Raw genomic sequence first — 20220 nt, forward strand, 5'->3', positions numbered from 1 at the left:
GGCGCGGCCGCCCGGGCGGGCCATCACGGGCCCGCCACCCATGAAAAACGGCGCTCCGCGAGCGCCGTCTGCGTTGACCAGGCAGGGGCGGGTCAGGCCGCTTCGGCCTTGGCCGCACGCTTGCGCTCGTGCTCCTTGAGGTGGCGCTTGCGCAGACGGATGGACTGCGGGGTGATTTCCACCAGTTCGTCGTCGGCGATGAACTCGATGGCGGATTCCAGCGTGAGCTGGATCGGCGGAGTGAGGTTGATGGCCTCGTCCTTGCCGGAGGCGCGCACGTTGGTCAGTTGCTTGCCCTTGATCGGGTTCACCACCAGGTCGTTGTCGCGCGAGTGGATGCCGATGATCATGCCCTCATAGAGCTTGTCGCCCGGATTGACGAACATGCGCCCGCGATCCTGCAGGTTCCACAGCGCGTAGGCCACCGCGTCGCCGTCGTTCTGCGAGATCAGCACGCCGTTGCGGCGTTCGCCCATGGCGCCGGCCATCGGGCCGTAGTCATCGAACACGTGGCTGGCCAGACCGGTGCCGCGCGTCAGGGTGAGGAATTCGCCCTGGAAGCCGATCAGCCCGCGCGCGGGGATGCGGTACTCCAGGCGCACGCGGCCCTTGCCGTCCGGCTGCATGTCCTGCATCTCGCCGCGGCGGCGGCCGAGCTCTTCCATGACGCCGCCCTGGTGGTCTTCCTCGACGTCCACGGTGAGCATCTCGTAGGGCTCGCACTTGACCCCGTCGATGTCCTTGAACACCACGCGCGGACGGCCGACGGCCAGTTCGTAGCCTTCGCGGCGCATGTTTTCCAGCAGGATGGTGAGATGCAGTTCGCCCCGGCCGGAGACTTCGAACACGTCGGCGTCCTCGGTGAAGTTCACGCGCAGCGCGACGTTCTTCAGCAGTTCCTTTTCCAGGCGCTCGCGGATCTGCCGGCTGGTGACGTACTTGCCCTCGCGGCCGGCCAGCGGCGAGGCGTTGACCATGAAGTTCATGGTCAGCGTCGGCTCATCGACGGCGATCGGGGGGAGGGCGTCGGGATTTTCCGGGTCGCACAGGGTCACACCGATGTTCACCTGCTGGATGCCGGCAATCAGCACGATGTCGCCGGCCTCGGCGAATTCGGCGGGGGAGCGTTCCAGGCCCTTGAAGGTGAGGATCTGGCTGATCTTGCCCTTGCCGCGGTTCTCGTCGCCGTACAGCACGGTGACTTCCTGGTTGGGGCGCACGCGGCCGCGCTTGATGCGGCCGATGCCGAGCTGGCCCATGTAGGTGGAGTAGTCCAGCGAGCAGACCTGCATCTGCAGCGGCCCTTCTGCATCCACCTCGGGCGGCGGCACGTGTCGGAGGATGGCTTCGAACAGCGGGCGCATGTCCTTGCGCTCGTCGTCTTCGCTTTCCACCGCGAAGCCGTTCAGGCCGGAGGCGTAGATCACCGGGAAATCCAGCTGCTCCTCGGTGGCGCCGAGCTTGTCGAACAGGTCGAAGGTATGGTTGATGACCCAGTCCGGGCGGGCGCCGGGGCGGTCGATCTTGTTGATCACCACGATGGGCTTGAGGCCCTGGGCCAGCGCCTTGCGGGTGACGAAGCGGGTCTGCGGCATCGGGCCTTCCACCGCATCGACCAGCAGCAGCACGCCATCAACCATGGACAGCACGCGTTCCACCTCGCCGCCGAAGTCGGCGTGCCCCGGGGTATCGACGATGTTGATGTGGGTTTCGCCGTACTGGATCGCACAGTTCTTGGCGAGGATGGTGATGCCGCGCTCGCGCTCGATATCGTTTGAGTCCATGACCCGTTCGTCGACCTGCTGGTTCTCACGGAAGGTGCCGGACTGGCGCAGGAGCTGGTCGACGAGGGTGGTCTTGCCGTGGTCGACGTGGGCAATGATGGCGATGTTGCGGATGGCGCGGGACATGGAGGGGCCGGAAGTCTTTGAAAAGGCGCGGATTCTAACACGCCCCGTTATTCCGCGCTGCACCATCGGCGCGCGCCGGGGCGCCGCCGGGGTGCGTGCTAGAATCGGCGCCGCTTTGCAACGGAGAAACACAGATGCTCGCAATCATCGGCGGTAGCGGCCTGACCCAGCTGTCTTCCCTGGAAATCAAGCGCAGGGAAGTGATCCGCACCCCCTACGGCGAACCCTCCGGCGCGCTGACCTTCGGCATGCTGTGCGACACCCCGGTGGTCTTCCTGGCGCGCCACGGCTACGGCCACACGATTCCGCCGCACCAGGTCAATTACCGCGCCAATCTGTGGGCGCTCAAGGAAGCCAAGGCCACCGAAGTGGTCTCGGTGGCCTCGGTGGGCGGCATCCGCGCGGATTTCGGCCCGGGCGTGCTGGTCGTGCCCGACCAGATCATCGATTACACCTGGGGCCGCAAATCCACGTATTTCGAAGGCACCGAGGAACCGGTGCACCACATCGACTTCACCGAACCCTACGATACCCGCCTGCGCCAGCGTCTGCTGGCCGCAGCGGCCGCCGCCGGCCAGCATGCCTTCGACGGCGGCGTCTATGCAGCCACGCAGGGCCCACGCCTGGAAACCGCCGCGGAGGTCAATCGCATGGAGCGCGACGGCGCCGACCTGGTAGGCATGACCGGTATGCCCGAAGCCGCGCTCGCGCGCGAACTCGGGCTGCCGTACGCCGCGCTCAACGTCGTCGCCAACCACGCCGCCGGCCGTTCGTCGAGCGAGCACAGCATCCATTTCGACAGCATCGAAGCGGTGCTGCAGGACGCGATGATCCGCGTGCGCTGCGTGCTGGAACAGCTCTGCAAGGTTTGAGTGACCGAAGTGGGCCGCAGCACTTGATGCTACGGCCCACCATGCTCCAATGCATGCATCGAAAACAGCCATAATTTGTATTATGTAAACTTTGATAAGCTTTGCCTAGAACCACCCTGCGTGGGCCGGCTTGCGTCAGCCTGCGATCTCCACCCGATTCCGGCCGCGCTCCTTGCCGGCGTACAGCGCGGAATCGGCCTTGATCAGCAAGGTATCCAGGCATCTGCCGCAGGCCTCGTCGGAAAAGCTCAGTCCGACGCTGACGGTGACCGGCACCGGTATTTCTCCGCGGATGACCACGGGACGCATGGCGACGCTGGCGCGGATCCGCTCGGCGATCTCCTGCGCGGTCGAGGGCTGGCAGCGGCCGAGGAATACGGCGAACTCCTCTCCTCCCATGCGGCCGAACTGGTCGGTGGAACGCAGGCAGGCGCGGATGCGCCGGGCGATTTCGCGCAGGACCTCGTCCCCGCTCGCATGCCCGTGGGTGTCGTTGATCGCCTTGAAATGATCGACGTCGATCATCATCACCGCGCTGGGATGCGGCGCTTCGCTCAGCATCCGCCCTGCGTTGTCGAGAAAGGCCGCGCGGTTGCCAATGCCGGTCAGCGAGTCGTGCGTGGAGATATAGCGCAGACGGGCCAGCAGTTCGTTGTGATTGCGCATGACGATGGCCAGCATGATTGGCGCGATGGCGATCACGCAGGTACCCAGGCGGATGGAGATCACCGCGAAGTTGTCGAAGCCGGTCGTGTACCCGGAGAGGTAGCCGCTCGACAGGAAAGTCAAGGCGAGCAGGCTGCAGGACAGGGTGAGGATGGCCGTGAGGAAGACCGGATAGACCAGTCCGCACCACAGCAGGGCCAGTATCGGGAAGGCGATCGCGCCCGGTCCGCCGACGAGCAAGGCCACGCCGCAGGAAAGCGCCACCGCCAGAGCGGGCAGCAGGTCGTCCCGGCGGATGAACCATGCCCTGCTCCCCAGCAGCCTCCACAGTTTCCGGAACGAGGGGGCAGACAGGAAGATGGGCAGGATGGCCACGTAATTGACCACCTCGGTGATCCACCAGAATACGAAGCCGCTCAGCAGTTTTCCCTGGAATATCCAGATGTTGGCGATTCCGCCGAGTATCCCGGCAGCCCCGCCGCCGATCGTGGCGGCCAATACCACATACAGCATGGAAACCGGCTTTCTCAGGCGGATCATCTCGGTCGGCTGGCGCGCCAGTACGAGATACGCCGCGCCAACGCTGACCAGATTGGCTGCGTTGAGAATGGCGGCCTTGAGCAATTCCGCCCCGGTCAGCAGGTCCGCCGCCATGAAGGCCGCCGCGCCGGCAGTCCAGCCGCTCCAGTGACGGGCGTTGGGCAGACGCAGCAGCACGACGAGCATGAGGGCGTTGGCTGGCCAGACGCTGGCCAGGAAGCCCACCGGGCGGGACCAGATGCCGAACAGGGACGCGGCGAACACCACGCCAAACAGGAAGGCCGAGGGCCAGTGCTGCAGAAGGGAGTTCTGTTGCGTTGCGGTCTTTGGAACAGAAAGGCGCATTCCAACTCCGTCGAGGGTCGATCGAGCGGGAGACGTCAGGCGTCTCTTCGTATCGGGCCATTCTCCATGGATGGGCCGCCGGCCTCGCGGAGCTATTTAACGCCTGCCGGCCCGCTCGCAGTACGCAGTACGTGGAGGATGGTGTGACGGCGGCCGGCATGGCCGCGCGGTTCGCCACGACATCGACGCGGAAGGTGCTTCCTCAGTGCTCCAGTTCGCGTACGCGGTCGATGGCTTCCTCGATGCGGTCGACGGCGATCACGCGGATTTCGCCCACGGCCTGCTTCGGCGCATTGGCCTTGGGCACGATGGCCACCGAAAAGCCCAGCTTGGCGGCCTCCTTCAGGCGTTCCTGGCCGCGCGGCGCGGGGCGGATCTCGCCGGCCAGGCCGACTTCGCCGAATACCGCCAGTTCGCGCGGCAGCGGCCGGCCGCGCAGCGAGGAAACGATGGCCAGCAGCACCGCCAGATCGGCGGCCGGCTCGCTGATCTTCACCCCGCCCACCGCATTGACGAACACGTCCTGATCGAAGCAGGCCACGCCGGCATGGCGGTGTGCCACGGCCAGCAGCATCGCCAGGCGATTCTGCTCCAGGCCCACCGACAGCCGTCGCGGATTGGGACTGTGGGCGGTATCGACGAGCGCCTGGATCTCCACCAGCAGCGGGCGGCTGCCTTCCTGGGTGACCAGCACGCAACTGCCGGAAACCTGTTGGGCATGTTGCGAGAGGAAGATGGCCGAGGGGTTGTTGACCCCCTTCAGGCCCCGGTCGGTCATGGCGAACACGCCCAGCTCGTTCACCGCGCCGAAGCGGTTCTTGAAGGCGCGCACCAGGCGGAAGCTGGAATGCGTGTCACCCTCGAAGTACAGCACGGTATCGACGATGTGCTCCAGCACGCGCGGGCCGGCCAGCGCGCCGTCCTTGGTGACGTGGCCGACGACGATCAGCGTGGTGCCGCTCTGCTTGGCGTAGCGCGTGAGCTGGGCGGCGCATTCGCGCACCTGGGCGACCGAGCCGGGGGCGGATTGCAGGGCTTCGGAATACACCGTCTGGATCGAGTCGATCACCGCGATGCGGGGCCTGGCCTCCTTGAGCGTGGCGAGGATGCGTTCCAGGTTGATTTCCGCCAGCAGTTGCAGCGGGCTGCTTTCCAGTTGCAGGCGCTGGGCGCGCAGGGCCACCTGTTCGCCCGACTCCTCGCCGCTCACGTACACCGCCGGATGGGTCGGCGCCAGCGCGGACAGGGCCTGCAGCAGCAGCGTGGATTTGCCGATGCCCGGGTCGCCGCCGATCAGCACCACGCCGCCGGGCACCAGGCCGCCGCCGAGCACACGGTCGAATTCCTCGATGCCGGTGGGGATGCGTGGCGCCTCGCGCGGTTCCAGTTCGGCCAGCGTCTGCAACCGGCTGGTGCTCCCGGCCAGCGCGGCGAAACGGTTGCCGGACGAAGCGCCCTGCTCCACCACGCTTTCGACCAGCGTGTTCCAGGCGCTGCACTGCGGGCACTGGCCCTGCCAGCGCAGGCTTTGCGCACCGCATTCGGTGCAGAGGTAGGCGGTCTTGCTGCGGGCCATGCTAGAGATTTTTAAGGGGCTCGGTCGCCAGTTCGGCAAGCATTTCGGTGGCGTGGTCGGCGAAGGCGGTGATCAGCCGCGAGCGGAACTTGTCGCGCGGCAGGATCACTTCCAGCGGAGTGTACAGCGGTGGGTCGAGCGGTACGGCGACCAGGCGGCCTTCGCGGATGTCGCGCTGGATGGCGGCGCTGGAGGCGATGGCGAAGCCGGCGCCCTCGGCGGCCAGATGTTTCACCGTGGCCAGGCTGCCCAGTTCCGCGCACACGGGCAGTTCTTCCGGCTCGACGCCGCCCTCGCGGAAGAATTCCTCGGCCAGGTCGCGGATGGCGTTCCCGGGGTCGCGGGTGATGAACGAATGCCCCACCAGATCGCGCGGGCGCAACTGCCCGGCGCGTGCCAGCGGATGGGCCGGGTGGCAGATCACCAGCAACTGGTCGCGCGCCGCGCTGCGCCGTTCGACGCCCGGCAGGTCGGTGACGATCTCGATCAGGCCGACGTCCAGCTCGCGCGCGGCCACGCGCTCCTCGGTGAGCTGCGAGTTGCCCACCACCACGCGGGGAATCACGCGTGGGTAGCGGCGGCGGAAGCCTTCCAGCAGACGCGGCAGCCAGTAGGCGGCGATGGTGGTGCTGGTGCCGATGGCCAGCGTGCCGGCCAGTTCGTCGGTGAGTTCGGAAACGCGCGCTTCCAGTTCGTCGCTGAGGCCGAGAATGCGCTCGGCGTAGGCGTACACGATCTCGCCGGCCGGAGTCAGGCCGACGCGGCCGTGGCCACGGTCGAGCAGGCGGGTGTTGAAATGTTCTTCCAGCTGCTTGATCTGGAAGGTGACCGCCGGCTGGGTCATGAACAGGTGCTCGGCCGCGCGGGTGAAGGAGCCCTGGCGCGCCACCGCGTGGAAAACCTGGAGTCGTCGATCTGCCATGGATATGGATAAGAGACCTTTATGGGCGTTATTACAACATGAATCTGCCCGCTTACGGCCTGATTCGGTGCCCGTGCGCGCGGAGAATGCGCGTGCGCACAACCCCTGTCGCCGCTTCGTGATATAAACCGCCTTCCTTGCCTTCCGCGATGGCGAACGTACTTCGATGCCGCTCGGCTTCTACATCATCATGGCGGCGCAGTTCTTTTCTGCGCTGGCCGACAATGCCCTGCTGATCATCGCCATCGCCCTGCTGCGGGAGATGTCTGCCCCGCCCGAATACGAACCCCTGCTCAAGCTCGCCTTCACCCTGTCCTACGTGGCGCTGGCGGCCTTCGTCGGCGCCTTCGCGGACTCCATGCCCAAGTGGCGGGTGATGCTGGTCAGCAACACCATCAAGATCGGCGGCTGTCTGATGCTCTTCCTCGGCACGCATCCGCTGTTCGCCTACGCGGTCATCGGCCTGGGTGCGGCGGCCTACTCGCCGGCCAAGTACGGCATCCTCACCGAATATCTGCCGCACCGCCTGCTGGTGGTCGCCAACGGCTGGATCGAAGGGCTCACCGTGGGCGCCATCATCCTCGGCACGGTGATGGGCGGGGTGCTGATCCATCCCGAGGTGGCCGGCTACATCGCCTCCATCGGCGTGCCCGGCGTGGAAACGCCGATGGGCTCCACGGTACTGGTCATCGGCAGCCTCTACGTGGTGGCCGCCATCTTCAATCTCTACATCCCGGATACCGGGGTGGACCACAAGCCGCTGAAGAACAACCCGCTGTATCTGTTCCACGACTTCAACCACTGTCTGAAGCTGCTGTGGCGCGACAAGCTGGGGCAGATCTCGCTGGCGGTGACCACGCTGTTCTGGGGCGCCGGCGCCACGCTGCAGTTCATCGTCATCAAGTGGGCGGAACACAATCTGGGCTTCGACCTGTCGCAGGCCTCCATGCTGCAGGGCGTGGTGGCCATCGGCATCGCCGCCGGCTCGATCATGGCGGCGCGCATGATCACCCTGCGCCGCGCGGTGCAGGTGATTCCGCTGGGCATCGCCATGGGCCTCGGGGTGATGCTGATGATCGGCGTGACCCACTCGGCCGCGGCGATGGCGCTGCTGGTGGTCATCGGCGTGCTGGCCGGCTTCTTCGTGGTGCCGATGAACGCCCTGCTCCAGCATCGCGGCCACATCCTGATGGGTGCGGGGCACTCCATCGCGGTGCAGAACTTCAACGAGAACCTGTCGATCCTGGTGATGACCGGCGTATACGCCCTGCTGATCATGTTCGGCGTGTCGATCAACACGGTGATCGTGCTGTTCGGCCTGCTGGTGGCGGGCACCATGGTGCTGGTGCGCATCCGCCACAACCAGAACCAGCGCGAATTCGACGCGGTCGCCCTGCTGGAAGACCGCTCCCACTGAGTGCTCTCAGGCGCCGTGCGCGGCCTCTTCTGCGCGCAGCAGGCGCAGGCCGTTGGCGACCACGATCAGGCTGGCGCCGACGTCGGCGAACACCGCCATCCACATGGTGCCCAGCCCGACCAGGGTGAGCCCCAGAAACACTGCCTTGATGCCCAGCGCCAGCACGATGTTCTGCACCAGCAGACGGTGCGTGCGGCGCGACAGGCGGATGAACTGTGGCAGCTTGCGCAGGTCGTCGTCCATCAGCGCGACGTCGGCGGTCTCGATGGCCGTGCCGGTGCCCGCCGCACCCATGGCGAAGCCGATGTCGGCGCGCGCGAGCGCGGGAGCGTCGTTGATGCCGTCGCCGACCATGCCCACGGCCGCGCCTTGGCCCACGCGTTCCTCGATGCGCGCCAGCTTGTCCTCCGGCAGCAGGTCGCCGTGGGCTTCGTCGATGCCGGCCTGGGCGGCGATGGCCTGCGCGGTCTGCGCGTTGTCGCCGGTGAGCATCAGCGTGCGGATACCCAGCGCGTGCAGTTCGGCGATGGCCGCCCGGCTGCTGTCCTTGAGCGTGTCGGCCACCGCGAACAGCGCTTGGGCGCCCTCCTCGTCCGCCAGCACGACCACGGTCTTGCCCTGGGATTCCAGCACCGCCAGACGGGCCTCCAGCGCCTCGCCGCACAGGCCGCGTTCGTGGATCAGGCGGTGGTTGCCGAGCAGCCAGGCGCGGCCATCGATCACCCCACGCACGCCGCGTCCCGGCAGTGCCTCGAAAGCGTCGACCGCGGCGGGTGTCACGCCATCCGCGCGCGCGGCTTCGGCGACCGCGCGGGAAACCGGGTGGTCGGAGCGCGTGGCCAGACCGCCCGCGAAACGGCGCGCGGTGGCTGCGTCCAGATCGGCGAGCGTGGCGAAATCGGTCTGCGCGGGCTTGCCGCGGGTCAGCGTGCCGGTCTTGTCCAGGGCGATCCAGGCCAGCTCGCGGCCGCGTTCCAGATACACCCCGCCCTTCACCAGGATGCCGCGCCGCGCGGCGGCGGCCAGGCCGCTGACGATGGTCACCGGGGTGGAGATCACCAGCGCGCAGGGGCAGGCGATCACCAGCAGCACCAGCGCCTTGTAGATCCACGCCAGCCATGCGCCGTCCAGCAGCAGCGGCGGCAGCAGCGCGACGCCCAGCGCGACCACCAGCACGGCCGGGGTATAGACCTTGGCGAAGGCGTCGACGAAGCGCTGGGTGGGCGCGCGCGCGCCCTGGGCGGCCTCGATGGCGTGGATGATGCGCGCCAGCGTGCTGTTGTCGGCGCGCGCGTTCACCACGTATTCGAAGGAGCCGGTTTCGTTGATCGTGCCGGCGAACACCGCATCGCCCACACTCTTGTCCACCGGCAGGCTCTCGCCGGTGATCGGCGCCTGGTTGACCGTCGAGTGGCCGCTGGCCACCTCGCCGTCGAGCGCGATGCGCTCGCCCGGACGCACCCGCGCCCGCGCGCCGATGTCCACCTCGCGCGCCGCCATGACGCGCCAGGAGCCGTCGGGCTGCAGCACGGTGGCCTCTTCCGGGGCCAGCTCCATCAGCCCGCGGATGGCGTTGCGTGCGCGGTCCAGCGAACGCGCCTCGACCATTTCGGCGATGGTGAACAGCACCATCACCATCGCCGCCTCAGGCCATTGGCCGATCAGGAAGGCACCGGTCACCGCGATGCTCATCAACGCATTGATGTTGAAATTGCCGTTGCGCACCGCGATCCAGCCCTTGCGGAAGGTGGTGCCGCCGCAGGCCAGCACGGCGATGCCGGCCAGCAGCGCGGAGGCCCACTCGGGCGCCGACAGCCAGTGCGCGGCCTCGGAGGCGAGTGCTGCCACCACCGCGAGCGCCAGCGGCCACCAGGGCTTGGGCGCGTCCTCGATGGCCGTCGGGGCGGCGCCTTCGGCGAGCGGCTCCGGATTGAAGCCCAGCGAGCGGATGGCATCGAGCACCGCGTCCAGGCGTTCGGGGCGATGATCGACGGTCAGCACCCGCCCCATCAGGTCGAATTCCAGCCCGCGCACGCCGGGCATGCCGCCGAGCTTCTTGCGCAGCAGGGCTTCCTCGGTGGGGCAGTCCATCTGCAGGATGCGGATGGGCGAGCGGACGTCTCCGTCGGCCAGCAGCGTCGCATGCGCGGGCTTGCGCGGCGGGGAAACGGGCGCGGGGGCGCAGCAGCTGTCGTGCGCGGCGTGTTCATGCGTGTGGCCGCCGCCGCAGCAGGAAGTGCCGCCCTGGATGATCGGCAGTTCGATGGCGGCGCGGGATCGGGTCGAATCCGGAGTGCTCATGGCGTGCTCGGAAGCAAGAGGATGGAACCATTGCACACCCTGAAGTTACTATAGGGTCAACCCCTCCGGAGAACGGCCATGAAAATCGGCGACCTGGCGCGCACCGCCCAATGCACGGTGGAAACCGTGCGCTACTACGAGCGCGAGGGCCTGCTGCCGCCACCCGCGCGCACCGCCGGCAACTTCCGCGATTACGGCCACGAGCACGCCGATCGCCTGCGCTTCATCCGCAACTGCCGCGCGCTGGACATGAGCCACGGGGAAATCCGCAGCGTGCTGGCGCTGGCCGATCAGCCGGCGGCCGGCTGCGGCGCAGTCAATGAAGTGTTCGACCAGCACATCGCCCATGTGGACGAGCGCATCCGCGAGCTCGAGCAGCTGCGCGGCGCGCTGCTCGCCCTGCGCGAGCGCTGCCGGCACGAGCAGGCCGTGGAGGCCTGCGGCATCCTGCAGGGGCTGGCCGAGATGGAAAGTGAGCCGCGCCATGAGCGCCACACGCATCTGGGTTGACGCGCACCGGCCACGCTCTACACTGCACTGCCAATGAAGCGTCTGCTGCTGATCCTCCTCGCCGTGCTGTTGCCCGTGCAGTCCGCGCTGGCGGCATTGGACGCCTACTGCGCGCTGGAGGATCCGGCTCCGCTGGCCGCCGCCTGCATGGATGCCTGCCACCGTGGCGGCGATGCGGGGGGAGAAGACGGCAGCGCCCGTCTGCATCCGGATTGCCATTCCTGCCACCTTGCACAGTTCGCCATGGTTGCTGCGGCCCCGCCGCTGGCCCCGTCCGCCCGCGCGGATGCCCATGCCGGCGAAGCTCCCGGCTTCCTGGCCTCGCATCCTCCCGCGCGTCCGGAGCGCCCCAAATGGCGGGGGCCTTCCAGCGCGCCCGCCTGAGGCGCGGCCCTGCCCTTCCCTGTCCGCTTTCATCCCATCCGTACGGCCGCCACCCGGCGCACCATGCTTGCGCGGAGGGCGGGCATGCAGACCCGATCATCCGGAGATTTCATGAAACGCACTTATCTCGTCATCGGCGCCGCCATCGTTCTGGTCGGCGGTTTTCTCGTTGCGTCCTTGCTCAGCACGAGCGATCCGGGGGCGCAGCGTGCAGAGGTGGCCGCGCAGAACCCGGCCGTCTTCAATCGCATGGGTTCGCCCGCGCTGGGGCCGCTGATGGCGCGCGCCCAGGTCACCGAGTTCTTCGATCCGGCCTGCGAAGGTTGCCGGGCCTTCCATCCCTACGTGAAGCAGATCATGCAGGCCCACGAAGGCAAGGTGCGCCTGACCCTGCGCTACGCCACCTTCCACAAGGGTTCCGACTACGTGGTGAAGGTGCTGGAAGCAGTACGCATGCAGGGCGATGCGCTGTACTGGCAGGCGCTCGATGCCATTCTCGAGGCGCAGCCGGTCTGGGCCGATCACGGCCGGCCGCAGCCGCAGCGGGTGTGGGAGTTCATCGGCGGGCTGGGCATCGATCTGGAACGCGCGCGGCGCGACATGGACGATCCGCGCATCGCCGCGCTGATCGCCCAGGACACCGCCGACATCACCACGCTGCGGGTGAACAAGACCCCCAGCTTCTTCATCAACGGGCAGCCGCTGCGCGAGTTCAGCCCGGACACCCTGAACGCGCAGATTGTCGAGGCGCTGCGCTCCTGAAAGCGTTCGCGGGCGCGGCGGCCGGGCTCAGCCGTCCGCCGCGCCCGTGCCATGCGCTTTCATCTGCCGGCGCGCGTAGCACAGATCTTCCCAGGCCTTGGCCTTGTCGTTCTGGTTGCGCAGCAGATAGGCCGGGTGATAGGTCACCACCACGGGCACGCCGGCGTGCTCGAACAGCCTGCCGCGCGAGGCGCCGATCTTCACCTCGGTATCGAGCAGCGCCTGCGCGGCCGGGCGGCCCAGGGCGATCATCAGGCGTGGCTGCAGCAGGGCGATCTGGCGTTCCAGGAAAGGCAGGCAGGCAGCGATTTCGTCCGCTTCCGGGGTGCGGTTGTGCGGCGGACGGCATTTCACCGCGTTGGCGATGTAGACATTCTCGCCGCGCTTGAGGCCGATGGCCCCGAGCATGTTGTCGAGCAGCTTGCCGGCGGCGCCGACGAAAGGCTCGCCGCGCTGATCCTCTTCTGCCCCCGGGCCTTCGCCGACGAACAGCCAGTCCGCCCGCCGGTCGCCGACGCCGGGTACCGCCTGGCGGCGCTTCTCGCACAGCCGGCAGGCCCGGCAGGCGCGGATTTCCGCTTCCAGTTCCTCCCAGTCCAGCGTGGCGATGCGCGTGGCGCGTTGCGGATCGACCGCCGGACGGGCTTCGGCGGGCGGCGTGGCAGGTGGCGCCTGCGGCGCGGGCCGTGGAATGGGGGACTCCCGCCGGGGCGCGGCCACGGCTTCAGGCGTTCGCGGCGCCGGTGCCATTGCGCGCGGGGGCACTTCAGCGCAGGCTGGGGCCGGCGCGGCAACGACCGATCCGGCCTCATCCGCGACCTGCTCTTCCTGCGCCGCGCGCGAGCGCAGCCGCCACAACGGGCCCAGGCCCAGCTCGCGCAGAACGGAGGCACGCTGGCCGGCGATCACAGTGCAAGCCTCATCACGATGGCGTCCTCGCGGCCGCCGGGCGCCGGGTAATATCCCTTGCGGCGGCCGATCTGTTCGAAACCGGTGCGCCGGTAGAGCGCGAACGCGCTCTGGTTGGAGGGGCGGACTTCCAGAAAGAACTGCGTGGAGCCGCCCGCGCGTGCGTTGCCGGTTAGGAAGTCGAGCAGCGCCGCGCCCAGACCGCGCCCCTGCATCGCGCGGTGTATGCCCAGGGTGAGCAGATGGGTTTCATCCAGCACGTTGAGCAGCACGGCGTAGCCGCTGCGCTGTCCATCCATGCGTTGCACCCACACTGCCTGGCCGGCGCTCAGTGAATCGATGAAATTGCCCCGGCTCCATGGATAGGCGTGCAGGTCGGCCTCGGTGGCTTCCACCCAGTCCAGATCGTCTTCGCGCATCGGCGCATGGTCGATCACCGGCATTCCGGCATCCATCTGGGGGCTGTCCGGAACCAGCGCGGCGTTCATGCGCGCCCTCCGCGTGCCAGCCGTTCGGCGGTGGTCAGGGCGACCTTGTCGCGCACGTACAGCGGGGCGGCGAGTTCCGCGGCCAGCAGCGCACCGCGCCGGGCAAGTGCCGCGCCGAGCCGGGCGACTTCGGCCGCGCGCGGGACCGCTTCATGATCGAAACGCACGGCGCACGGCGCCAACCGCTCCCGCAGGGCCGGGTAGGCGTTCAGCGCGGAACCGAGCACGGACCAGCGGCCCGCCGGGATTTCCAGCGTTTCTGGTGGTGCGCATCGGGGGGGGTGCACTTCTTCAAGCGCATCGCCCGTGCGCCGGTAGGCAGCGTAGTACACCTCGCTCATGCGCGCGTCGGTGGCCGTCAGCAGATGTTCGCCCTCGCCCTGCAATGCCAGGGCCTCCAGGCTGCACACCGGTGCGACCCCCAGGTCCGCGCCCAGGGCCAGCCCCTGTGCCACCGCGCAGGACAGACGCAGGCCGGTGAACGCGCCGGGACCGCTGCCGAAGGCGACGGCGTCCAACTGGCGCAGGGTAATGCCGGCCTCGGCGAGCAGTTCGCGCACGGCAGGCAGCAGATGGGCGGAGTGATTGGCGTGGCCCTGCAGCGGACGCTGCAGCAGCGTGTCGCCGAGCTGGAGTGCGATGCTGCCGTGTTCGCAGGAGGTTTCGAGGGCGAGAATGTTCATAGGCGCGCCATTTTACCGGTTGGCGCGCGTGCGCGCAGGGCTGTCCCCGCGTGTCCGGGCTCAGTGCGCGGGATAATCCTGATAGGCGCTGCGTACGGCGCGGCGCAGTTCGAGATGCAGCGCGTTGCGTTCCTCGGTGGTCATGCGCCGGCGTTCGCGCTGGGGCGCGCCCTGGAGCCCCTCGTCGTCGCCGAGCAGGGCGCGGCGGACTTCGACGCGGCGCGGCACTTCGAGGGAGGCCGGATACTCGATGAGGACTTCCTGTTCGACCAGCGGCAATTCTTCGCTCAGGATCTCTTCGGAGGTCTCCTGGGCCTGGACGGGCGCGCTCAGCAGTACAGCGGCGAACAGACAGGCGGTCGCGGCGCCGCCGCTGTGGCGGAAGGCGGACGGGTCGCGCGTGGGTTCGACGGACGAAATCATCATGGCGGGAATTATATTTCCCCTTTCGGGGTCATGGGCGATTACGACTCAAGATAGACGCTATCGACCCGCCGCTGCACCTGCATTTGTGTTTCAACCAGTGAGTTTGTAAGTGGATATTGCCCACTGCCAAACGTCTTACGAAGCGTTACGCCGCCCGCCGCTGCTCCGCGCGGTGGGCGCTGGCACACGGCTTTCCGAGCAGATAGGATGCGCACCATGAATACCAAAATCCGATATCGCGTACTGCTGGTGGACGACGACGCGCGTCTTCGCGATCTGTTGTCCCGTTATCTCCAGGAGCAGGGCTTCACCGTCAAGGCGGTGATCGACGCTCCGGCCATGGACCGCGCCCTGCACCGCGAGCACTTCGATCTGCTCGTGCTCGACCTGATGCTGCCGGGCGAGGACGGCCTGTCGATCTGCCGACGCCTGCGCGCGGCGGAAAACAAGCTGCCGATCATCATGCTCACCGCCAAGGGCGACGACGTGGATCGCATCGTCGGCCTGGAAATGGGTGCCGACGACTATCTGCCCAAGCCGTTCAACCCGCGCGAGCTGGTCGCCCGCATCCACGCGGTGATGCGCCGCCAGCCACCCAGCCTGCCCGGCGCGCCCACGCCCGAGGACGAAGTGGTGAGCTTCGGCCGGGTGCGGGTGAACCTGGGTACCCGTACGTTGACTCGCGACGGCGAGGAAATCTCGCTGACCACGGGCGAATTCTCCCTGCTCAAGGTGCTGCTGCAGCATCCGCGCCAGCCGCTGTCGCGCGACAAGCTGATGGAACTGGCGCGCGGCCGCGAATACGGTGTGTTCGACCGCGCCATCGACGTGCAGGTCTCGCGCCTGCGCAAGCTGGTCGAGGACGACCCCGCCAAGCCGCGCTACATCCAGACGGTGTGGGGCTTCGGCTATGTTTTCGTCCCCGACGAGCCCAAGCCGGCCAGCGACGAATAAGCGCTTCGTGCGACTGCCCGCGCCCCTGACCCGGCACGCCCGCCGCCTGCTGGCGGCGGGCTGGTGGCCGCGGACCCTGCTGTGGCAGACCTTCATGCTGATCGCGCTGCTGCTCAGCCTGACGCTGGCAGCGTGGTCGCAGATCTTTCGCTACTTCGAAGAGCCGGCGCGCGCGCGGGATCTGGCGCAGATGGTCGCCAGCGTGGTGAACCTCACCCGCACCGCGCTGCTCAATGCCGAGCCGGGTCTGCGCACCGGCCTGCTGATCGATCTGGCGGCGCTGGAAGGCATCCGCATCTATCCCTCCGAGCCCAGTGACGAACTGGCGCCGCTGCCGCAAACCCGGCCGATGCGCCTGCTGACCGCCGAGATCCGCAAGCAGCTCGGCGATCACACCCGTTTCGCCACGCGCTGGAAGACTGTGGACGGCTTCTGGGTGAGCTTCCGCCTGGAGGCCGACGACAAGGACGAATACTGGGTGATGCTGCCCGGCGAGCGCCTGCAGAAGCACAACGCACTCGACTGGCTGGCCTGGGGCAGCGCCGCGCTGGTGGCCGCGCTGGTCGGCGCCTTTCTGCTCGTCTCGCGCATCAGCGCGCCGCTGCGCAGCCTGGCCAAGGCCGCGCGCATCGTCGGCAGCGGACAGTACCCGCCCCTGCAGGCGGAAAGCGGGCCGGTGGAACTGGCGGTGGTGACCCGTGCATTCAATCAGATGACCGGCGATCTGGCGCGCGCCGACGCAGACCGCGCGCTGATCCTCGCCGGGGTCTCGCACGACCTGCGCACGCCGCTGGCGCGTCTGCGCCTGGGCGTGGAGATGTCCGGCGCGCCCGATGACGAGGTGGCGGCGATGGTTGCCGACATCGAGGAGATGGACCGCATCATCGGCCAGTTCCTCGACTTCGGCCGGGGCGATCCGCAGGAACCGATGCAACCGGTCGAACTGGTCGAACTGGTCAGCGGATTGAGCGAGCCTTACCGCCTGCGCGGTCTGCCGCTCGAACTGCGCTTGCCCGGGGAACTCACCGTTTCCGGGCGTGCCCTGCCCTTGCGCCGCGCGGTGGCCAATCTGATCGACAACGCCATCCGCTATGCGGGCTCGGAGTTGCCGATCACGCTGACCGTGGGCCAGGACGACGACGGCAGCGCCTACGTCGAAGTGGCCGACCGCGGACCGGGCATTCCGGAAGACGAGGTGGAACGCATGCGCCGGCCGTTCACCCGCCTGGAAAATGCGCGCAGCAACACCAAGGGCGCCGGCCTCGGGCTGGCCATCGTCGAGCGCGTGATGCGCGCGCATGGTGGCGCGTTGCTGCTGCTGCCGCGCGACGGCGGCGGCCTGCGCGCGGTTCTGCGGATGCCCCCAGGCCGGGCGGGCTAGAATCGCCCTTGACGCAAAACCAGGGCACGCCATGCACATCCTGTTCCGGCAACTGTTCGACGAGGACAGTTCCACCCTCACCTACCTGCTGGCTGATCCGCACACGCGCGAGGCCGTGCTGATCGACACCGTGCGCGAGCAGGCCGGCCGCGATCTGGCGCTGCTCGACGAACTGGGCGTGCGCCTCGTGTGGATTCTGGAAACCCACGTGCACGCCGACCACGTCACCGCCGCCGCCACGCTCAAGCAAGCCACCGGCGCGCGCACGGTGACCGGGCGCCACGCAGGCGCCGCCTGCGCCGACGTGATGGCCGGGGACGGGCATGAAATCGTCTTTGGCGGCGAGGTGATCCGCGTCATTCCCACGCCCGGCCATACCCCGGGCTGTGTCACCTACCATTGGCGCGACCGTCTGTTCACCGGTGACGCCCTGCTCATCGGCGGCTGCGGACGCACCGATTTCCAGGGCGGGGATGCCGGCGCGCTGTACGACAGCCTGACCACCCGCCTGTTCACGCTGCCCGGCGAAACGCTGGTCTATCCCGCGCACGATTACCAGGGGCGCCGCGTGTCGTGCATCGCCCAGGAGCGCGACACCAATCCCCGGCTGGCCGGCAAGACGCGCGACCAGTTCATCCAGCTCATGGGCGAGCTCAACCTGCCCCGCCCCCGGCGCATCGACGAGGCCCTGCCGGCCAACCTGCGCTGCGGGCGCGCTCCCGACCCGGCCGAACACCATGCCGCTTGAACCCCAGCCCCTGCCCGTACTGACGCCCTACCAGATGATCGGCGGGGAACCCGCCGTGCGTGCGCTGGTCGATCGCTTCTACCAGCTGATGGATGAATTGCCCGAGGCCTGGGGCGTGCGCAGGATGCACGCCGAGGATCTTTCCGGTTCCGCCGAGAAACTCTTCTTGTTCCTCTCCGGCTGGCTGGGCGGCCCCAATCTGTACGTGGAGCGCTTCGGCCCACCCTTCCTGCGCGCCCGCCATCTGCCGTTTTCCATTGGTGCCGCCGAGCGCGACCAGTGGATGCTGTGCATGCGGCAGGCGCTGGAAGAGATCGTCAGCGATGCCGAGGCGCGCGACCACCTTCTGCGCGCCTTCACCGGCCTGGCCGACCACATGCGCAACCGCGTCGAAGCGCCAGTGCCGACGCGCGCCGATCAACCGTTATAATCCCACCGCATGAAATTCCTGTTCGATCTCCTGCCCGTCATCCTCTTCTTCGGGGTTTACAAATTCGCCGGCGCCAATCAGGACGCCGCCTACCAATTGGCCGACCAGTGGCTGGGCGCGGGCATCACCCCGCAACAGGCGCCCATCCTGCTCGCCACTGCGGTCACCATCCTCGCGACCTTCGCGCAGATCGGCTGGGTCTGGCTGCGCCACCGCAAGGTGGACACCATGCTGTGGGTCAGTCTGGTGATCATCGTCGTGTTCGGCGGTGCCACGCTGCTCTTCCACAACCCCACCTTCATCAAGTGGAAGCCCACCGCGCTGTACTGGCTGTTCGGCGGCGTGCTGGCGATTTCGGCGCTGCTGTTCCGCCGCAATCTGATCCGCCGAATGCTGGAAGCGCAGATCCGCCTGCCCGATGCGGTATGGGACAAGCTCAATCTCGCCTGGGCCGGCTTCTTCCTGACCATGGGCGTGCTCAACCTCTATGTGGCCTACAGCTTCTCCGAGGAAGCCTGGGTCAACTTCAAGCTCTTCGGCGGCATGGGGCTGATGTTCGCCTTCGTGCTCGCCCAGGGCTTCTTCCTGTCCAAGTATCTCGAAGAGGATCCGCAATGATGTTCTACGCCCTGATCGGCGAAGACGCGCCGGACTCGCTGGCCGCGCGCATGGCTGCCCGTCCCGCGCATCTGGCGCGCCTGGAGGCCCTGCGCGACGAAGGCCGCCTGCTGATCGCCGGCCCCATGCCGGCCATCGACTCGCCCGATCCCGGCCCGGCCGGCTTCGCCGGCAGCCTGGTGGTCGCAGAGTTTCCCTCGCTGGCGGAGGCCGAGCGCTGGCTGGCTGACGACCCCTACGTGCGGCAAGGCGTGTTCGCGCGCACCAGCGTGCGTCCGTTCAAGAAGGTGCTGCCTTGAGCAGGGTGGAACGCATGGATGCGCTGCTGCGCGCCGCGTTTCAACCCGAGTACATCGCCATCCGCGACGACAGCGCCCTGCACGCCGGCCATGCCGGTGCGCGTTCGGGCGGCGGCCATTACCACCTGGAAATTGTTTCCGCTTCGTTCGAAGGCAAGAATTCGGTGTTGCGACACCGTATGATCCATCAAGCATTGGGCTCGATGATGCAGAGCGAAATCCACGCCCTGTCGATTCGCGCCCGGACGGCCGAGGAGGCCGCCAATCAACCCACCCCGAAGGAAATCAGATGAAAGCACTGCCCAGTCGTCTCGCTCTTTGCCTCGTGGCCGGCTTCGCCGCCCTGTCGGTCCAGGCGGCCGACACCACGGCCACCGTCAATGGCAAGGGCATTCCCGCCTCGCGCCTCGAGGTCATGCTGGGCGAACAGCGTGCCCAGGGCGCGCCGGACAGCCCGCAGCTGCGTGACGCGGTGCGCGAGGAACTGATCCGTCGCGAAGTGCTCGCCCAGGAAGCCGCCAAGCTCGGCCTGGACAAGAAGGCCGACGTGCAGGCGCAGATGGATCTCGCCCGCCAGGCTATCCTGATCCGCGCCTACCTGCAGGACTGGGTGAAGAAGAACCCGGTGTCGGACGCCGACGTGAAGAAGCAGTACGACACCATCGTCGCCGAACTGGGCACCACCGAGTACCACCCGCGCCACATCCTGGTGGAAACCGAGGATGCCGCCAAGGAGATCATCGTCAAGCTGCAGGGCGGCGCCAAGTTCGACGAACTGGCCACCAGCAGTTCCATCGATCCGGGCTCCAAGGAGCGCGGCGGCGATCTGGGCTGGGTGAGTCCGGCGCGCTTCATCAAGCCGTTCTCCGATGCCATGGTCAAGCTCAAGAAGGGCGAGTACACCGCCGCGCCGGTGCAGACCGACTTCGGCTACCACGTGATTCTGCTGGAGGACACCCGCACGGCGCAGCCGCCGGCCCTCGACGAAGTGAAGGGCGAACTGCAGCCGCGTCTGCAGCAGGACAAGGTCGAAAAGCACATCGTGGACCTGCGCAGCAAGGCCACCGTGCAGTAAGAGC

Annotated in this window: 22 protein-coding genes; 13 read left to right on the forward strand and 9 right to left on the reverse strand. The window is 67.8% G+C overall.

Translation table 11 applies throughout. The features are described from left to right. Positions 1 to 92: 92 nt before the first annotated feature. Positions 93 to 1910, reverse strand: coding sequence for a translational GTPase TypA (gene typA, locus E6C76_RS04320; protein ID WP_136347040.1), 1818 nt, complete (start codon positions 1908 to 1910; stop codon positions 93 to 95). 134 nt (positions 1911 to 2044) lie between these two features. Here typA and E6C76_RS04325 point away from each other — a divergent pair, with 134 nt between their 5' ends. Then, positions 2045 to 2782: an S-methyl-5'-thioinosine phosphorylase gene (locus tag E6C76_RS04325; protein WP_136347041.1), complete on the forward strand. Its 738-nt coding sequence runs from the start codon at positions 2045 to 2047 to the stop codon at positions 2780 to 2782. A 135-nt stretch (positions 2783 to 2917) separates the two neighbouring features. Here the strand turns inward: E6C76_RS04325 and E6C76_RS04330 are convergent, their stop codons facing one another. The 3 genes from E6C76_RS04330 to E6C76_RS04340 all read right to left on the reverse strand — a co-directional run bounded on the left by E6C76_RS04330 (position 2918) and on the right by E6C76_RS04340 (position 6831). Beyond that, a complete protein-coding gene (locus tag E6C76_RS04330) occupies positions 2918 to 4333 on the reverse strand; it encodes a GGDEF domain-containing protein (protein WP_136347042.1) in 1416 nt (471 codons plus the stop codon). A gap of 202 nt (positions 4334 to 4535) precedes the next feature. Continuing rightward, a complete protein-coding gene (gene radA / locus E6C76_RS04335; protein ID WP_136347043.1) occupies positions 4536 to 5909 on the reverse strand; it encodes a DNA repair protein RadA in 1374 nt (457 codons plus the stop codon). Position 5910: 1 nt separating this feature from the next. Continuing rightward, entirely contained in the window at positions 5911 to 6831 is a 921-nt protein-coding gene (locus E6C76_RS04340) for a LysR family transcriptional regulator (protein ID WP_136347044.1), read from the reverse strand. A 166-nt stretch (positions 6832 to 6997) separates the two neighbouring features. On the opposite strand from E6C76_RS04340, the gene lplT reads away from it, so the two are divergent. Next, positions 6998 to 8248, forward strand: coding sequence for a lysophospholipid transporter LplT (gene lplT, locus E6C76_RS04345; RefSeq protein WP_136347045.1), 1251 nt, complete (start codon positions 6998 to 7000; stop codon positions 8246 to 8248). A 6-nt stretch (positions 8249 to 8254) separates the two neighbouring features. Here the strand turns inward: lplT and E6C76_RS04350 are convergent, their stop codons facing one another. Further along, positions 8255 to 10549, reverse strand: a complete 2295-nt coding sequence (locus tag E6C76_RS04350; RefSeq protein ID WP_136347046.1) for a heavy metal translocating P-type ATPase — start codon at positions 10547 to 10549, stop codon at positions 8255 to 8257. 78 nt (positions 10550 to 10627) lie between these two features. Between E6C76_RS04350 and cadR the strand changes: the two genes are divergently transcribed. From cadR to E6C76_RS04365, 3 genes are all read left to right on the forward strand, one after another. Further along, positions 10628 to 11059 (forward strand): Cd(II)/Pb(II)-responsive transcriptional regulator, encoded by a 432-nt coding sequence (cadR, locus tag E6C76_RS04355; protein ID WP_136347047.1) that lies wholly within the window; start codon positions 10628 to 10630, stop codon positions 11057 to 11059. A gap of 33 nt (positions 11060 to 11092) precedes the next feature. Beyond that, the gene (locus E6C76_RS04360; protein WP_136347048.1) at positions 11093 to 11443 is read left to right on the forward strand and encodes a hypothetical protein; all 351 of its coding nucleotides are present in this window, start codon (positions 11093 to 11095) and stop codon (positions 11441 to 11443) included. Positions 11444 to 11554: 111 nt separating this feature from the next. Further along, the gene (locus E6C76_RS04365) at positions 11555 to 12205 is read left to right on the forward strand and encodes a DsbA family protein (protein WP_168734237.1); all 651 of its coding nucleotides are present in this window, start codon (positions 11555 to 11557) and stop codon (positions 12203 to 12205) included. Between the two features lie 27 nt (positions 12206 to 12232). Here the strand turns inward: E6C76_RS04365 and E6C76_RS04370 are convergent, their stop codons facing one another. The 4 genes from E6C76_RS04370 to E6C76_RS04385 are packed head-to-tail and all read right to left on the reverse strand — an operon-like array spanning position 12233 to position 14711. After that, positions 12233 to 13111: a uracil-DNA glycosylase gene (locus tag E6C76_RS04370; protein ID WP_136347575.1), complete on the reverse strand. Its 879-nt coding sequence runs from the start codon at positions 13109 to 13111 to the stop codon at positions 12233 to 12235. Continuing rightward, positions 13111 to 13557, reverse strand: a complete 447-nt coding sequence (gene rimI, locus E6C76_RS04375) for a ribosomal protein S18-alanine N-acetyltransferase (protein ID WP_408003468.1) — start codon at positions 13555 to 13557, stop codon at positions 13111 to 13113. Before rimI ends, E6C76_RS04370 begins: the two co-directional genes overlap by 1 nt. A gap of 41 nt (positions 13558 to 13598) precedes the next feature. Beyond that, positions 13599 to 14285, reverse strand: coding sequence for a tRNA (adenosine(37)-N6)-threonylcarbamoyltransferase complex dimerization subunit type 1 TsaB (gene tsaB / locus E6C76_RS04380; protein WP_136347050.1), 687 nt, complete (start codon positions 14283 to 14285; stop codon positions 13599 to 13601). A gap of 60 nt (positions 14286 to 14345) precedes the next feature. Next, entirely contained in the window at positions 14346 to 14711 is a 366-nt protein-coding gene (locus E6C76_RS04385; RefSeq protein ID WP_136347051.1) for a hypothetical protein, read from the reverse strand. 216 nt (positions 14712 to 14927) lie between these two features. Between E6C76_RS04385 and ompR the strand changes: the two genes are divergently transcribed. From ompR to E6C76_RS04425, 8 genes are all read left to right on the forward strand, one after another. Beyond that, positions 14928 to 15665, forward strand: coding sequence for an osmolarity response regulator transcription factor OmpR (ompR, locus tag E6C76_RS04390; protein WP_136347052.1), 738 nt, complete (start codon positions 14928 to 14930; stop codon positions 15663 to 15665). 94 nt (positions 15666 to 15759) lie between these two features. After that, a complete protein-coding gene (locus E6C76_RS04395) occupies positions 15760 to 17046 on the forward strand; it encodes a sensor histidine kinase (protein ID WP_230976181.1) in 1287 nt (428 codons plus the stop codon). A 31-nt stretch (positions 17047 to 17077) separates the two neighbouring features. Next, on the forward strand, positions 17078 to 17794 hold the full coding sequence (locus E6C76_RS04400) for an MBL fold metallo-hydrolase (RefSeq protein ID WP_331000001.1): 717 nt from the start codon (positions 17078 to 17080) through the stop codon (positions 17792 to 17794). Continuing rightward, a complete protein-coding gene (locus tag E6C76_RS04405; RefSeq protein WP_136347054.1) occupies positions 17784 to 18224 on the forward strand; it encodes a group II truncated hemoglobin in 441 nt (146 codons plus the stop codon). Before E6C76_RS04400 ends, E6C76_RS04405 begins: the two co-directional genes overlap by 11 nt. Positions 18225 to 18233: 9 nt before the next feature. After that, positions 18234 to 18842 (forward strand): septation protein A, encoded by a 609-nt coding sequence (locus E6C76_RS04410; RefSeq protein ID WP_136347055.1) that lies wholly within the window; start codon positions 18234 to 18236, stop codon positions 18840 to 18842. Beyond that, positions 18842 to 19141: a YciI family protein gene (locus E6C76_RS04415; protein WP_136347578.1), complete on the forward strand. Its 300-nt coding sequence runs from the start codon at positions 18842 to 18844 to the stop codon at positions 19139 to 19141. The genes E6C76_RS04410 and E6C76_RS04415 overlap by 1 nt, the downstream gene beginning before the upstream one ends. A 14-nt stretch (positions 19142 to 19155) precedes the next feature. Continuing rightward, on the forward strand, positions 19156 to 19434 hold the full coding sequence (locus E6C76_RS04420; RefSeq protein WP_136347056.1) for a BolA family protein: 279 nt from the start codon (positions 19156 to 19158) through the stop codon (positions 19432 to 19434). Continuing rightward, a complete protein-coding gene (locus E6C76_RS04425) occupies positions 19431 to 20216 on the forward strand; it encodes a peptidylprolyl isomerase (RefSeq protein ID WP_136347057.1) in 786 nt (261 codons plus the stop codon). Before E6C76_RS04420 ends, E6C76_RS04425 begins: the two co-directional genes overlap by 4 nt. The last annotated feature ends 4 nt before the right edge of the window (positions 20217 to 20220 follow it).

This window comes from Pseudothauera nasutitermitis, assembly GCF_004801295.1.
In the GTDB taxonomy this organism is placed as follows: Bacteria; Pseudomonadota; Gammaproteobacteria; order Burkholderiales; family Rhodocyclaceae; genus Pseudothauera; species Pseudothauera nasutitermitis.

Excerpts from the sequence above, each read along its gene's own strand:
- ompR (WP_136347052.1), top strand. The coding sequence starts at position 14,928 with ATGAATACCAAAATCCGATATCGCGTACTGCTGGTGGACGACGACGCG.
- E6C76_RS04360 (WP_136347048.1), top strand. The coding sequence starts at position 11,093 with ATGAAGCGTCTGCTGCTGATCCTCCTCGCCGTGCTGTTGCCCGTGCAG.
- rimI (WP_408003468.1), bottom strand. The coding sequence starts at position 13,557 with ATGCCGGTGATCGACCATGCGCCGATGCGCGAAGACGATCTGGACTGG.
- radA (WP_136347043.1), bottom strand. The coding sequence starts at position 5,909 with ATGGCCCGCAGCAAGACCGCCTACCTCTGCACCGAATGCGGTGCGCAA.
- E6C76_RS04415 (WP_136347578.1), top strand. The coding sequence starts at position 18,842 with ATGTTCTACGCCCTGATCGGCGAAGACGCGCCGGACTCGCTGGCCGCG.
- tsaB (WP_136347050.1), bottom strand. The coding sequence starts at position 14,285 with ATGAACATTCTCGCCCTCGAAACCTCCTGCGAACACGGCAGCATCGCA.
- E6C76_RS04395 (WP_230976181.1), top strand. The coding sequence starts at position 15,760 with ATGCTGATCGCGCTGCTGCTCAGCCTGACGCTGGCAGCGTGGTCGCAG.
- cadR (WP_136347047.1), top strand. The coding sequence starts at position 10,628 with ATGAAAATCGGCGACCTGGCGCGCACCGCCCAATGCACGGTGGAAACC.
- E6C76_RS04350 (WP_136347046.1), bottom strand. The coding sequence starts at position 10,549 with ATGAGCACTCCGGATTCGACCCGATCCCGCGCCGCCATCGAACTGCCG.
- E6C76_RS04410 (WP_136347055.1), top strand. The coding sequence starts at position 18,234 with ATGAAATTCCTGTTCGATCTCCTGCCCGTCATCCTCTTCTTCGGGGTT.
- E6C76_RS04400 (WP_331000001.1), top strand. The coding sequence starts at position 17,078 with ATGCACATCCTGTTCCGGCAACTGTTCGACGAGGACAGTTCCACCCTC.
- E6C76_RS04385 (WP_136347051.1), bottom strand. The coding sequence starts at position 14,711 with ATGATGATTTCGTCCGTCGAACCCACGCGCGACCCGTCCGCCTTCCGC.
- E6C76_RS04420 (WP_136347056.1), top strand. The coding sequence starts at position 19,156 with ATGGATGCGCTGCTGCGCGCCGCGTTTCAACCCGAGTACATCGCCATC.
- E6C76_RS04365 (WP_168734237.1), top strand. The coding sequence starts at position 11,555 with ATGAAACGCACTTATCTCGTCATCGGCGCCGCCATCGTTCTGGTCGGC.
- E6C76_RS04330 (WP_136347042.1), bottom strand. The coding sequence starts at position 4,333 with ATGCGCCTTTCTGTTCCAAAGACCGCAACGCAACAGAACTCCCTTCTG.
- E6C76_RS04340 (WP_136347044.1), bottom strand. The coding sequence starts at position 6,831 with ATGGCAGATCGACGACTCCAGGTTTTCCACGCGGTGGCGCGCCAGGGC.
- E6C76_RS04425 (WP_136347057.1), top strand. The coding sequence starts at position 19,431 with ATGAAAGCACTGCCCAGTCGTCTCGCTCTTTGCCTCGTGGCCGGCTTC.
- E6C76_RS04405 (WP_136347054.1), top strand. The coding sequence starts at position 17,784 with ATGCCGCTTGAACCCCAGCCCCTGCCCGTACTGACGCCCTACCAGATG.
- typA (WP_136347040.1), bottom strand. The coding sequence starts at position 1,910 with ATGTCCCGCGCCATCCGCAACATCGCCATCATTGCCCACGTCGACCAC.
- E6C76_RS04325 (WP_136347041.1), top strand. The coding sequence starts at position 2,045 with ATGCTCGCAATCATCGGCGGTAGCGGCCTGACCCAGCTGTCTTCCCTG.
- lplT (WP_136347045.1), top strand. The coding sequence starts at position 6,998 with ATGCCGCTCGGCTTCTACATCATCATGGCGGCGCAGTTCTTTTCTGCG.